The organism is Hyphococcus formosus, assembly GCF_046736345.1.
GTDB lineage: Bacteria > Pseudomonadota > Alphaproteobacteria > Caulobacterales > Parvularculaceae > Hyphococcus > Hyphococcus formosus.
The window spans coordinates 813,562-826,954 of sequence record NZ_CP157210.1 but is presented as its reverse complement, the minus strand read 5'-3'; the positions used below and the strand labels follow the sequence as shown (position 1 = coordinate 826,954).

Here is a 13,393-nt window from a genome sequence, read left to right as displayed (position 1 = left end):
GCCAATAAGTACAGGGGGGCCTTCCTGCGGCTGAATGCCAGATGTATAGCGCTCTTTCCCTCATCGCGAGCGCCGTTACAATAGCAACCATGTTCACAAAGTTTTTTCACGAATTGAAATCCGCTGGCTTACCCGTTTCTTTGCGGGAATATCTGACCTTAATGGAGGCCATGGACGCCGATCTTGCCGGTCGTAAGGTCGAAGATTTCTATTATCTGTCCCGGGCGTCGCTCGTAAAAGACGAGCGCAATCTCGACAAATTTGATCGGGTATTCTCGCACGTCTTCAAAGGCCTTGAGACCATTTCAGAGGAAATCTCGGCCGAAGTCCCGGAAGAATGGCTGCGCCTGATGACCGAGCGCTATTTCTCCGAGGAGGAAATGCGCGAGATCGAGGCGCTGGGCGGTTGGGACAAACTCATGGAAACGCTCAAAGAGCGCCTTGAGGAGCAAAAGAAGCGCCATGAAGGCGGCAATAAGTGGATTGGTACCGGCGGCACCTCACCCTATGGCTCGGGCGGTTATAACCCCGAAGGGGTCCGAATTGGCAACGAAGGCAAACGCCAGGGCCGCGCCGTCAAGGTTTGGGAAAAGCGCGAATACAAGAACCTGGATGACGATGTGCAACTGGGCACACGAAACATAAAAATGGCGCTGCGCCGGTTACGCAAATTCGCGCGACAAGGTGCGCCCGACGAATTTGACCTTGATAACACGATCGATGCCACGGCCCGCGCCGGGTATCTCGACATCAAGATGCGCCCCGAGCGACGCAATATGATCAAGGTGCTTTTGTTTTTTGATGTTGGCGGATCAATGGACCCCTATATCAAAACGCTCGAAGAACTGTTCACCGCAGCGCGCGCTGAATTCAAACATATGGAATATTTCTACTTCCATAATTGCCTTTACGACTATGTCTGGAAGGACAATCGCCGCCGCTGGACCGAAAAGATTCCAACCTGGGACGTTCTTCATAAATATCCACATGACTACAAGGTGATCATTGTCGGCGACGCGTCGATGTCACCTTACGAGATCACCGTACCCGGTGGGTCAGTTGAATATTTCAATGAAGAAGCCGGCGCGATCTGGATGAAGCGCCTGACCGACATTTATGAGCGTGTGGTCTGGCTCAATCCTGTTCAAAAAGACAGCTGGGATTATGTGCCATCGACCCAATTAATTCGGGAACTGATCGGAGACAGAATGTTCCCGCTAACGCTGGGCGGTATTGAGAACGCAATGAACGAGCTTAAGCGCTAACAGGGGTTCTCAGGCGGTTACATTCCTGAACCGTCGCATCGACCAAGTGACGTAACGTCACCAGAAATGCCGCGCGGGATTCGTGTTTCGCGCGGACATTACCGATCAGCGCTTCGGCCTGCTCGCATAAATTTCCGATTTCCCAAGAACCGACACCGCGCGATGCGCCCTTTAGGGTATGTGCGGTGTTTTTCCAGTTTTCGTCTTCGAGATCGACATCGAATTGCGCCAGCAAGCTTCGGATCTGCTCGGCGAATATGCCCAATATTTCATCGCGCAAGGCGACATCACCGGACACATATTTCTCCAAATGTTCCATATCGATCAATTGCTTTGTCACATTCGCACCCTAGAGCATATTTGCTTTTTGCTTATTGATTGCCGACGGTAGGGGCAAAATCCTGAGAGGCTATTAAAATTTTAAATGTCATGGTGAACGGTTCGTTAAGAACAAGAAAAAAACACCGCCCCTCGTAATCGAAGGACGGTGTTTTAATTCAACTGTATTTCAGGTTGAAAAGCCGGTCTTAGTTGTTTGGCTCTTCGTCAGCAGCTTCATCCGCAGCCTCTTCCGCCTCATCCGCGGCTTGCTCCGCAGCATCAGCCGCTTCATCCGCAGCCTCTTCGGCTTCGCCCATCATGTCGCCTGCAGCTTCTTTAACGTCAGCAGCGGCGTCGCTCATCGCTTCACCAGCTTCGTCGGCCATTTCGCCAGCAGCTTCTTTCGCGTCGGAAGCGGCATCACCGATGGCCTCACCGGCGTCTTCCGCCATTTCGCCAGCTTCGTCCATCCAATCACCAGACGCTTCATCGGCTTCCGCAGCAGCTTCGTCCGCCATGTCTTCCATCGCCTCGCCGGCATCGTTCGCTGCCTCGCCCATATCGTCAGCGGCTTCGTCCATTGCATCTACTGCATCTTCCGTTGCCTCTGTGGCTTCTTCGGCGGCGTCATTGACCGAGTCGCCGTCATTACCCATTAGCGTCGTTAGTCCTAAGATAACCGCCAGTGCGACGGCGATAACGAGAAGAATTCTGAGCATGATCGCCCCTTCCTTTGTTTACTCATTGTCCGATGTAATTAGCGTTACGTGGCCCCGATTGGCTGCACACTGCAGCGTTAATTTCCATACGCAACAGTCTTAATTTACCTTGTTTACGCGAGCGGGTAAATGCCGCCACCTACAACCAACTGTGGCTTGTCGATTACAGATATGTCAGTAATTACGGGCATTTGGCGGTTGCGATATGGCGCTCGCCCGCTAAAACCAAGCGTTACAGGCTTGTTAAGAGCAATTCTCAGCCTCAGGAGGGCAAATGTCGGATCAATCCATATTTCTGGGAAAGAGCGAGAAAGCCGAACAACTGAAGCTGAAATACGCGAATCGCCATGGGCTGATTTCCGGTGCAACCGGAACGGGAAAAACCATCTCTTTACAAATCATGGCTGAAGGATTTTCCGATGCTGGTGTTCCGGTATTCGTCGCCGATGTGAAAGGCGATCTATCGGGCCTCGGCCAGCCGGTTGAGATGAAAGACTTCCTTCTTGAGCGCGCCGAAAAGATTGACCTTAATCCCTATACGCCGCGCGATTTCCCGGTTTGCTTTTGGGATCTCTATGGCAAGCAAGGACATCCGATCCGCGCAACGGTCTCAGAAATGGGGCCGCTATTATTATCCCGCCTTCTCGATCTCAATGACACACAAGAAGGCGTTTTGACCCTCGCCTTCCGGCTTGCGGATGATGAAGGGCTCTTGCTTCTCGATCTAAAGGATTTGCGGGCGCTTTTGGTCGAGATTGCAAATCGCGCAAAAGAGCTTTCCGCGGAATATGGTCATGTCTCGCGTGCGTCAGTCGGGGCTATTCAGCGGCGCTTACTCGCACTCGAAGAACAGGGCGCTGAGAATTTCTTTGGTGAGCCCGCCCTTGATCTGATGGATTTCATTCGCACCACTGACGAAGGCAAAGGGATCGTCAATATTCTTGCTGCTGATAAATTAATGCATACGCCAAAGCTCTATGCGACTTTCCTGCTTTGGTTGCTTTCGGAATTGTTCGAAGAATTGCCGGAAATCGGTGATCCGGACAAGCCGCGTCTGGTCTTCTTTTTCGACGAAGCGCATTTGTTATTCGATGACGCCCCCAAAGCGCTGCTCCAAAAAGTTGAACAGGTTGTCCGGTTAATCCGGTCAAAAGGGGTCGGCGTGTTTTTCGTCACGCAAAACCCGCTCGATGTTCCGGATTCCGTTTCGAGCCAGCTCGGCAACCGCCTTCAACATGCGTTGCGTGCCTTTACCCCACGCGAGCAAAAAGTTGTGCGCGCGGCCGCAGACACATTTCGTCCGAACCCTGCCTTTAAAACGCTTGATGTGATTACCCAGTTGGGAATTGGCGAGGCGCTTGTTTCAACACTCGTGAGCAAAGGTGCGCCCGGTATCGTCGAACGGACATTGATCCGCCCGCCGTCTTCGCGGATGGGACCGCTGACCAAAAAAGAGCGCAAAGACATCATGCGCTATTCCGATATGGCGGATAAATATGACGAAGCCATTGACCGCCAAAGCGCCTATGAGGATTTGAAAAAACGCGCCGAACAAAGAGCGGAAGCCGCGGAAAAAGCTGCCGAAAAAGAGGCGAAGGCGAATAAATCTGCCAGTAAGAAACGCACAACGAAATCACGCACACGCCGCCGCTCGAATCGCCAAACCGTCGGCGAAGCCGCGTTCAAATCCGCCGCTCGCACGCTCGCGCGTGAACTGGTTCGCGGTCTGCTTGGCACTTTGAAGCGGCGCTAATTGCATGAACCAACAACCCAACGACACACCGACGCAACCGTTCGCCGTTGTCATGATGGGCACTGCCCTCATGGGGCTTGTGGCGATCGGTTTGAGTTTCGTGTTGCGGACTCCGCTTGCGCCGCAAATTCAGTTTAACATTAATGATCTTCTCATCGGTGTTATTGCCACGGTACCCTTGGTTGCATTTTTATGGTGGTTTTCGAATACGACGCTTGAGAAACTTTCTTCCTTCCGCCGGGCACAGATTAAATTTTTTTCGCAAATCGGATTCGAATTCACACCGCCGCGGATTGCGGCAATGGCGATTGCCGCCGGTGTCTGTGAAGAATTGTTATTCCGGGGTGTTTTTCAGACATGGCTTGATGTCTATTTCCCAATCGCTTTTGCGATCCTGCTGACGAATATCCTATTCGGTCTTTTGCATATGCGGACATGGCTTTACGCTTTAATCGCAGGATGCGTCGGTGCCTATTTAGGTATCATTTATGCGATTACGGATAATTTGCTGACGCCTATTGTGGTCCACGCGCTATATGACGCTGCTGCGCTCGAATATACGCGCCGCGCGATCAAATCCATGAATTTTGACTAGCTTCTGAACGCTGTTTCGAGCGGCTCTTCCGTAACGGGATAGCCCAAATTTTCCGGGATCGCCAAATATGATTTGCCGTCGCGTTCTTTGACAAAAGGCGTGATCGCCTCGATTTTGCGCGCCGCCGCATTTTGGAAAACGGACAAAACCGTTTCGCTGACACCCAGTAATTCCACATTGCGCGATGTCGGATAGATCATTTTGACCTTACCTTCGTCGCGCGCGCTAATCGCCGCCTTTGGCGATGTCCATAAAATTTCCAGCGCCTCACCGCCATCCGCTTGCGCGGTTTGATGTTCCGGTGCTTTCGCCGCAAAAAACCACGTGTCATAACGCCTGTGCGGGGCATTTTCGGGTGGTCTCCAGCGCGAATAGAGATGCAGCGCATCGATCGCGAGGCTTAGCTCGTATCTTTTGACCATCTCAAAAAACTGGCTGTCATCCTGCTCGACAATATCGCGCCAGGAAGCGAGCTCTGCCGAAATTTCGTGGTCAATTAGTGTTCCATCACGCCGCGCGAGTAACATGCCGGTTTCTTCAAAGGCCTCTCTTATTGCCGCCACACGGGGTGCTTTTTGTTCAGGCGGAACAGCATCCAACCCGGTACTATACTCCGTCCACGCCTCAATATGATCACCCGGATCAATCCGGCCACCGGGGAAAACAACAGCGCCGCCAGCGAAAGGTGTATCCGCATGACGTTCGATCATCAAAACTTCGAATGACGGTTCATCCCGCAACAACAATATTGTCGCCGCGGGAATGTATTTATTGCTCATCAAAAATACTTTCGTCTGGCCGCAAATTCGGATGAATGTTCGACGCCTTTGTCAGTTTAATCGCTGCATATCCGCCAAGGCCAGTTAATACCGCAGCGCAGACCCACAAAACCCAGCCCAATGGGTTTGAAAACATCGCAATCATTGCCGCCAGAAAAATCGAACTCGCCGCGAGCCCGCCCAGAGGTGCCCATCGCCGACCGATCAAGAGCGCAATTAACGCGGCAACAAACGAGCCGATAAACCAGCTAACAGCCAATACGGCTTTATAGCCGACCGTGACGTCAGCGCCGGTAAATCCGACCCCGATTGCTTCGACAAACTTTGTTACGGCAAATCCCGCAATAACCGCTATGATCGCTGCGGCGAGTAGTCTGATCATGTTATTGTCCTCCGGGACCTCTTTTATCTCTAACTGGCAAATGGAAAAGCCTTAAAAACAGCGCTAATACATCACGATGCGGCCTTCGATTCTCAATCCTCTATTTTCCGATATTACGGTTTTAACCGGTGTCGGGCCAAAAATCGCAGCGCTAATTGGCCGCGCAGCGGGGCCGCGCGTTGTTGATCTGATCCTGACACCACCAGCGGGCCTCGTTGATCGATCATTCCAGCCAAAAATCGCCGAAGCGCCGACCGGCAAGATCCTGACTCTACGCGTCACCGTCAACAAGCACGATCCGCCGCCAAAAGGCCGACGCCTGCCCTATAAGGTTATCTGTTCCGACGAAACAGGTTTTATCACCCTCGTTTATTTCCGCGCGCGTGCCGATTATTTACAAAACATTCTGCCCGAGGGCGAAACAAGGCTGATCTCTGGCAAGGTCGAAGAGTTTAATGGCGCGCGCCAAATGTCCCATCCGGATTACGTCACTGACCCTGACAAGCCGGACGAAATGCCAATATTCGAGCCGATCTACCCGCTGACGGCAGGCCTGACCGCCGGCGTTATGCGCAAAGCCGTAGCGCAAGCCCTAAAGCGCGTGCCAGACATTGCGGAATGGCAAGATGAAAGCTGGCTTAAAGCGCGGGATTGGCCGCATTGGAAAAAAGCCATGCTCGCCATGCATGCGCCCGAAAGTCAGGCGGAATTATCCGCAATGGCCCCCACGCGTCAGCGCCTTGCCTATGATGAGCTATTGGCCAATCAATTGGCGCTATTGTTGATTAGAAAGGCGCGGATCAAGTCACGCGGCCGCTCTATTTTCGGCGACAATAGCTTGCGCAACAAAGCGCGAAAAGCCCTGCCATTTGCGCTTACCGGCGCGCAGGAACAAGCGCTTGATGATATCTATACGGATATGAAAGCGCCCGAGCGAATGGTCAGATTGTTGCAAGGCGATGTCGGGTCCGGGAAAACCATCGTCGCATTTTTCGCCATGCTGGCTGCCGCCGAAAGCGGCGCGCAAAGCGCGCTTATGGCACCGACCGAGATTCTGGCGCGGCAACATCTTGAATCGCTCTCGATGCTTGCGGATGCTGCGGGCATAACGCTTGGTATACTGACGGGTCGCGACAAAGGCAGCCAGCGGCGGGCGACGCTTGAAAAACTCGCCAATGGCGAAATTGATGTATTGCTCGGCACCCACGCTTTATTTCAAGACGACGTTGTTTTTAAGGATCTTGGCCTTGTCATTATTGATGAACAACACCGTTTTGGCGTTCGCCAGCGGGTTGCCTTAACGCAAAAAGGCCCAAAGCCCGACCTTTTGGTCATGACCGCAACTCCGATCCCCCGCACGCTATCCCTCACCGCTTATGGTGATATGGATCATAGCCGCATTACCGAAAAACCGCCGGGGCGAAAACCGGTTGATACGCGAACGATCCCGATGAACCGGATCGAGGAGATCATTGCGGGTCTTAGGCGCGCGACCGCAAATGGTGAACAGGCCTATTGGGTTTGTCCGCTTGTCGAAGAGTCAGAGGTTCTCGACCTGACGGCCGCCGAGGAGCGCTTCGAGACCTTAAAAGCCGCGCTTGGCGATCAGGTTGGCTTGGTTCACGGGAAAATGGCAGGGCCAGACAAAGACGCGATCATGGAGCGTTTTTACAATGGCGAGATAAAAGTTCTGATCGCAACGACGGTCATCGAAGTCGGCGTCAACGCGCCGAACGCCACCATCATGATCATCGAACATGCCGAACGGTTTGGCCTTGCGCAGCTACACCAACTTAGAGGTCGGGTCGGCCGCGGCGATAAAAAATCAAGCTGTATTCTGCTTTATAAGGCCCCCTTGGGCGAAACCGCCAAAGCACGGCTCAATGTTTTGCGGGAAACAGAAGACGGTTTCGTGATTGCCGAAGAAGACCTGCGTCTGCGGGGCGCGGGCGATGTTTTGGGCGCTGCGCAATCAGGCTTCCCGCGATTTCGCCTTGCCGATATTGCCGTACACGGAGAGTTATTGGCCGCCGCGCGCGATGATGCGGAACTGATCATTCGCCGCGATGCCGACCTAAAATCAGAACGCGGCGAAGCGCTAAGGGCGCTCTTATACCTCTTTAATCGCGATGATGCGGTTAAACTGCTCAGCGCAGGTTAGTCTTTCCAGCTTTTAAAAAGCCGCTTTCTGAGTGGTTCCTTTTCAGCCGCCGACGCAGCCATTTCCTCAAGTTTCGCAGCAGCTGCCGCGCCATCGGTATATTCCGGGACGACAAGACCAAGCGAGAACACGACCTTTGCGGCCTCTTCCACCGACATGCGCAAAATCCGAAGGTCACTACGCGGCACGAAAAGCAGGAAACCGGATGTAGGGTTAGGGACCGTTGGAATGAAGATCGACGTCAGGGCGTCGCCCTGATCATCCAGCTTCGCCATCACCTCGCCTTTTGTTTCGCCTACAACAAAAGCCATCACCCACGCATTTTTACGCGGATATTCAACCAGCGCGACTTCCTTGAAGGAGCGGTCTGACTGGCGCAACGCGGTCTCGAAAACATTCTTGAAAAAGCCAAATACATTGCGAACCACGGGAACGCTTTCAATCAATCGCTCACCTGCGCGAATGAAAGAGCGGCCGACAAAATTCTTGGCGAGCGCACCGAGGATCACAAGAACGATAAAAGCAACCAAAACGCCAACGCCGGGCAAAACCTGAAGCACTTTTTCAAGCGTGGTATCGCCGACCGGCAGGGTTCGTTTCACGAAGGCGTCAAGCTTCGCCATCGGCCCCGTGAACAACAGATAAAATAGCCAGATCGTGATGCCGATTGGCGCGACCACAACGACACCCGCCAGAAAGCTCGACCAAAGGCTGCCGAAAAAGCTTTGCTTTTGTGGCTGGATCAGCGGGGTATCCCCGCCATGGCCTCCCCTATGGTCGCCATGATCGCTGTGTTTATGTTCGTTGTCTTGGCTCATTTATCGCTCATATCTGAATAGCGGCCGCAATTCCGTATCATATGCGTGCCCGCGGCGCGCTCTACAAGGTATCTCTATAACACCGCATATTATCCGATTGTTTCAATGGCGTAAGAAAGGCAAAAAATCGATTATTTATAAGAAATTATCAAATTTGACATGTTCAATCGCCATAAGCCGGAGTTGATCTTGGAAGCGGGCATGGGGATAAGATTGAATTGGCCGCTCATCCGAGCTGTGGAAGCCTTAAACAACGAGAGTGTGTATGAAACCCGTTCGCAAAGTTGTCATTCCGGTCGCTGGCCATGGAACCCGCGTTCTACCGGCGACGAAGTCAACGCCTAAGGAACTCTTGCCGCTCGTCGATCGCCCGTTGATTGATTACGTGGTGAACGAGGCATTTGAGGCCGGGATCGAACATGTGGTGCTCGTCACAGGGCGGGGCAAAGGTGCGATCGAAGATTATTTCGACCATGCGTTCGAACTGGAAGCCGGACTGGCTGCCAAAAACAAAAACGAAATTCTTGAGAGCGTTCGCAGCACGATCCCCAAGGCGGGCGCGCTATCCTATACTCGACAGCAAGCACCTCTGGGGCTGGGCCATGCGATCTGGTGCGCACGCGACATCATCGGTGATGAACCATTCGCAATTTCCCTGCCCGACGTTGTCATTGCGAAAACCGACAAAGCGCCGACGGGCTGTCTTTCCCAGATGGTGGCGGAATATAACAAAACCGGCGGCAATATCATCGCGGTCGAGGAAGTCGCGCAGGATCAGACAAACAAATACGGTATTGTTGCACCCAAGGGTGAACGTGGCGGACGTATGTTTGAAATGTCAGGCATGGTGGAGAAGCCTGCACCAGAAAAAGCGCCATCCAATCTCGCGATCACCGGTCGCTATATCCTTCAGCCTGAAATTTTCGAATTGCTGGAAAACACCCCGCGCGGCGCTGGCGGTGAAATTCAATTGACCGACGCCATGGACGAGTTGATGAAAGCGCAGCAATTTTTCGCCTATGAATATGAAGGCGAAAGCCATGATTGCGGTGATAAGCTGGGTTGGCTCAAAGCGAATATCGCACTCGGCTTAAGGCGGCCGGAATTTGCTGATGGCCTAAAGGATTTTATCCAAAACGCCGTTTAAATCAGCTCGACGTCTGCAACCCCTTCGATATTTTTGAGTGCACCGCGCATGGCCGGAGTACAGGCCGCTACGCCCGGAAGCGCAAGGTCAACTTCACGACCGCTTTCGGGCAATCGCATCACAACCACGACCGACCCGCTTTCGCGGGCGCTCGCAGGCCGAACGGCATCTAGCCGCCGTTTTAATCCATCAAGAGCATCGACAGTTGTGACGCTAACCCGCAATTGCGAAACCGACGCCGCCGCAGCGTCATCGAGATTTCGCATTCCTTCACAGGTAAAGCGCACATCCCCATCACGATCCTCGACAGTCACCGTCGCCAGGACCATTGCGCCCGATTCCATAAGGTCGCGTGAAGAATTCAGCGTTTCTGAGAAAACCGTAATCTCGAATTCGCCGCTCGCATCCGACAGCTCAACCCAGGCGAATGGCTTACCGGATTTAGAACGACGCATACGGACAGAACGAATAACCCCAGCCATCTGCAAGGCAGCGCGCCCCGATTTGGCCCGGGCTAAAGCTTCGTTATAGGAAACGACGTTAAGCCGACGCAATTCGGTTTCATAATCATCGAGCGGATGACCACTGAAATAAAAGCCGACCGCTGCGCGTTCTTCATCAAGCCGGACTTGCTGCGACCATTCTTCTGGACGCGGCAATTTCGGTTTATCGAGCGATGGCGCGCTGTCCATCGCAAATAGGCCACCTTGATCGCTATTGCGCTCTTCAAATATCGCAGCGGAATACCGAATAAGAAGCTCAGCCGACGCAAAGCTTTGGGTTCGCGAACCGCACAGACCATCAAAAGCACCGGCGCGCGCGAGGTTTTCGATCGCCCGTTTGCCAACCTGTTTTAGGTCAACACGTTCGGCAAAATCGAATAAATCTCTGAATGGCCCGTTTTTCTCGCGCTCATCCGCGATATGTGCCATCGCGCCCTCGCCGACATTTTTGACAGCAGAGAGTGCATAAACAATGGCACCATCCTTTACCGAGAAATCCGCCTTTGAATGATTGACATGAGGCGGCAGAACCTCAACCTCAATCCGCCTTGCTTCCTTCAAGAAAATTGCAAGCTTATCCGTATTCGCACGGTCGAGCGACATCGACGCTGCCAGAAACTCGGCGGGGTAGTTCGCTTTCAGCCACGCCGTCTGATACGCAATATAGGCATAGGCCGCAGCATGGGATTTGTTGAAACCATAGCCCGCAAATTTTTGCACGAGGTCAAAGATTGACGATGATTTTTTCGGATCGACGTCTTTCTTTTTCGCGCCATCAACGAAACGAATTCGTTGAAGATCCATCTCTTCTTTTTTCTTTTTACCCATCGCGCGACGCAGCAAATCCGCTTCGCCCAATGAATAACCGGAAAGGATCTGCGCGATCTGCATCACCTGTTCCTGATAGATGATAACCCCGTAGGTTTCCTTTAGAACACCTTCAAGCAGGGGATGCAGGTAATCCGGCTCCTGATTACCTTGTTTACGTTCGATATAGGTTGGAATATTTTCCATCGGGCCCGGACGATAGAGCGATACGAGCGCGATAATATCTTCAAGCGTATCAGGCTTCATCGCGCGCAGCGTTGAACGCATGCCCGTACTCTCGAGCTGGAAGACCCCAGTCGCAGCCCCCTCGCCCAACATGTCAAAGGTCAGCTTATCGTCGAGCGGAATTTCGCTGATATCGATTTCGATGCCGCGCTCGGCCGCATACCCGACCGCACGCGCGATCACGGTAAGCGTCTTGAGCCCGAGAAAGTCGAATTTTACGAGCCCTGCCGGTTCAACCCACTTCATGTTAAATTGCGTTGCCGGCATATCGGAACGCGGATCGCGATAGAGCGGCACAAGTTCGTCAAGCGGCCTGTCACCGATGACAACCCCCGCTGCGTGCGTAGATGCGTGACGATAAAGCCCTTCGAGCTTGAGCGCCTTTTCGATCAGGGCCGCAACGGCCTCTTCGCTATCGCGCTCTTCGCGCAAACGCGGCTCAGTCTCTAACGCCTCTTTCAGCGTAACCGGATTAGCCGGATTATTGGGCACCAGCTTACAAATCCGGTCCACTTGACCGAAGGGCATTTGTAATACGCGCCCGACATCGCGAAGCACCGCGCGGGCCTGCAATTTACCGAAAGTAATAATCTGCGCGACGCGATCACGGCCATATTTTTCCTGAACATAGCGGATAACTTCATCGCGGCGGTCCTGACAGAAATCGATATCGAAGTCAGGCATTGAGACCCGTTCAGGATTAAGAAAGCGCTCGAAGAGAAGCCCAAATCGCAACGGATCAAGATCGGTAATGGTCAAGGACCAAGCGACGAGCGAACCAGCACCAGAACCACGGCCGGGCCCAACGGGTACGTTCTCGTTCTTTGCCCATTTGATAAAATCGGAAACGATAAGAAAGTAACCGGGAAAACCCATCCGGTTGATGATATCGAGCTCGATTTGCAATCGATCCCAATAATCTTCCTCGGGTGCCGCCGGCGGCACCGCCTTGAGCCGTGCCTTGAGCCCCTCGCGCGCCTGGCGTTCGAGCTCTTGCGCTTCGGCGGTCACATCGGCAACCGATCCCTCGCTTGCGAAATTCGGCAAAATCGGGTCGCGGAAACGGGGGCGATAGGCGCAACGCTGCGCAATCTCAATCGTGTTGTCGATGGCCTCCGGTAGATCCGAAAACAGCTCGATCATTTGTTTGCTGGTTTTGAAATAATGATCCGGCGTTACCTTGCGCCGATCATCCTGATGAACATAAGCGCCATCGGCGACACACAATAAAGCGTCATGTGCTTCGTAATCATCCGGCGCAGGAAACAATGGCTCATTGGTCGCCACCAGCGGCAACTCAAGTTCATAAGCGAGATCGATTAGCGTCGGCTCGACACTTTCATGATTGCGCGCCTCGTGACGCTGCAATTCAACATATAGCCGGTCAGGGAAAAGCGCATGAAGCCGCTTTAACGCCTCCCGGGCGTCGCCCTCGCGGTCTTCGCGGAGCAATTTATCGATCGGCCCGTCATACCCACCAGTAAGACAGATCAGACCATCGCTACGCCCTTCCAGCCATTCAAGAGACGCACAAGCCCCTTCCTCCGACCGAGATGCGAGGAAGGCTTCGCTGGTGATCTTCAGTAAGTTCTCGTAACCGGCTTCGGATTGCGCCAACAAAACCAACGGCGGATTGCGCGAGCCGCGCGCAATTTGAAGCCCGAACTCTTTCGCGTCGAAAGCCTGCTGCAAGCCAATAATTGGCTGAACACCGGCACCCGCCAAAGTGGTTGAGACCTCAAGCGCCCCAAATAGGTTGTTAGTATCCGTAACCGCGACCGCTGGCATTCCATCCTCAAGGCAGAGATCCTTGATCCGGCTCACCGGTATGGCCCCTTCCGCAAGGGAATACGCCGAGTGAAGATGGAGATGGACGAAGTGCGATGCCATTCAGAGC

11 protein-coding genes are annotated in these 13,393 nt (G+C 53.3%); 5 read left to right on the top strand and 6 right to left on the bottom strand.

The window, feature by feature from the left end; translation table 11 throughout:
- The first annotated feature begins 89 nt into the window (after positions 1-89).
- The gene (locus ABFZ83_RS03815; protein WP_411818103.1) at positions 90-1,265 is read left to right on the top strand and encodes a vWA domain-containing protein; all 1,176 of its coding nucleotides are present in this window, start codon (positions 90-92) and stop codon (positions 1,263-1,265) included.
- Here ABFZ83_RS03815 and ABFZ83_RS03810 read toward each other — a convergent pair.
- Both ABFZ83_RS03810 and ABFZ83_RS03805 read right to left on the bottom strand, forming a co-directional pair.
- Positions 1,255-1,605, bottom strand: coding sequence for an Hpt domain-containing protein (locus ABFZ83_RS03810; protein ID WP_411818102.1), 351 nt, complete (start codon positions 1,603-1,605; stop codon positions 1,255-1,257). The two genes, ABFZ83_RS03815 and ABFZ83_RS03810, sit on opposite strands and share 11 nt — an antisense overlap.
- A gap of 187 nt (positions 1,606-1,792) precedes the next feature.
- The gene (locus ABFZ83_RS03805) at positions 1,793-2,305 is read right to left on the bottom strand and encodes a hypothetical protein (RefSeq protein WP_411818101.1); all 513 of its coding nucleotides are present in this window, start codon (positions 2,303-2,305) and stop codon (positions 1,793-1,795) included.
- A 274-nt stretch (positions 2,306-2,579) separates the two neighbouring features.
- Here ABFZ83_RS03805 and ABFZ83_RS03800 point away from each other — a divergent pair, with 274 nt between their 5' ends.
- Together ABFZ83_RS03800 and ABFZ83_RS03795 are read left to right on the top strand one after the other, a co-directional pair.
- Entirely contained in the window at positions 2,580-4,058 is a 1,479-nt protein-coding gene (locus tag ABFZ83_RS03800; RefSeq protein ID WP_411818100.1) for a helicase HerA-like domain-containing protein, read from the top strand.
- A 4-nt stretch (positions 4,059-4,062) separates the two neighbouring features.
- Entirely contained in the window at positions 4,063-4,653 is a 591-nt protein-coding gene (locus tag ABFZ83_RS03795) for a lysostaphin resistance A-like protein (protein ID WP_411818099.1), read from the top strand.
- Here ABFZ83_RS03795 and ABFZ83_RS03790 read toward each other — a convergent pair.
- Together ABFZ83_RS03790 and ABFZ83_RS03785 are read right to left on the bottom strand one after the other, a co-directional pair.
- A complete protein-coding gene (locus ABFZ83_RS03790; protein ID WP_411818098.1) occupies positions 4,650-5,432 on the bottom strand; it encodes an NUDIX hydrolase in 783 nt (260 codons plus the stop codon). The two genes, ABFZ83_RS03795 and ABFZ83_RS03790, sit on opposite strands and share 4 nt — an antisense overlap.
- A complete protein-coding gene (locus ABFZ83_RS03785) occupies positions 5,422-5,814 on the bottom strand; it encodes a hypothetical protein (protein ID WP_411818097.1) in 393 nt (130 codons plus the stop codon). The genes ABFZ83_RS03790 and ABFZ83_RS03785 overlap by 11 nt, the downstream gene beginning before the upstream one ends.
- A gap of 76 nt (positions 5,815-5,890) precedes the next feature.
- Between ABFZ83_RS03785 and recG the strand changes: the two genes are divergently transcribed.
- Positions 5,891-7,975, top strand: coding sequence for an ATP-dependent DNA helicase RecG (recG, locus tag ABFZ83_RS03780; RefSeq protein ID WP_411818096.1), 2,085 nt, complete (start codon positions 5,891-5,893; stop codon positions 7,973-7,975).
- Here recG and ABFZ83_RS03775 read toward each other — a convergent pair.
- On the bottom strand, positions 7,972-8,793 hold the full coding sequence (locus tag ABFZ83_RS03775; protein WP_411818095.1) for a DUF502 domain-containing protein: 822 nt from the start codon (positions 8,791-8,793) through the stop codon (positions 7,972-7,974). The genes recG and ABFZ83_RS03775 overlap by 4 nt on opposite strands.
- Before the next feature lie 265 nt (positions 8,794-9,058).
- Here ABFZ83_RS03775 and galU point away from each other — a divergent pair, with 265 nt between their 5' ends.
- Entirely contained in the window at positions 9,059-9,940 is an 882-nt protein-coding gene (galU, locus tag ABFZ83_RS03770; protein WP_411818094.1) for a UTP--glucose-1-phosphate uridylyltransferase GalU, read from the top strand.
- Here the strand turns inward: galU and dnaE are convergent.
- Entirely contained in the window at positions 9,937-13,386 is a 3,450-nt protein-coding gene (dnaE, locus tag ABFZ83_RS03765; RefSeq protein ID WP_411818093.1) for a DNA polymerase III subunit alpha, read from the bottom strand. The genes galU and dnaE overlap by 4 nt on opposite strands.
- Positions 13,387-13,393 lie beyond the last annotated feature (7 nt).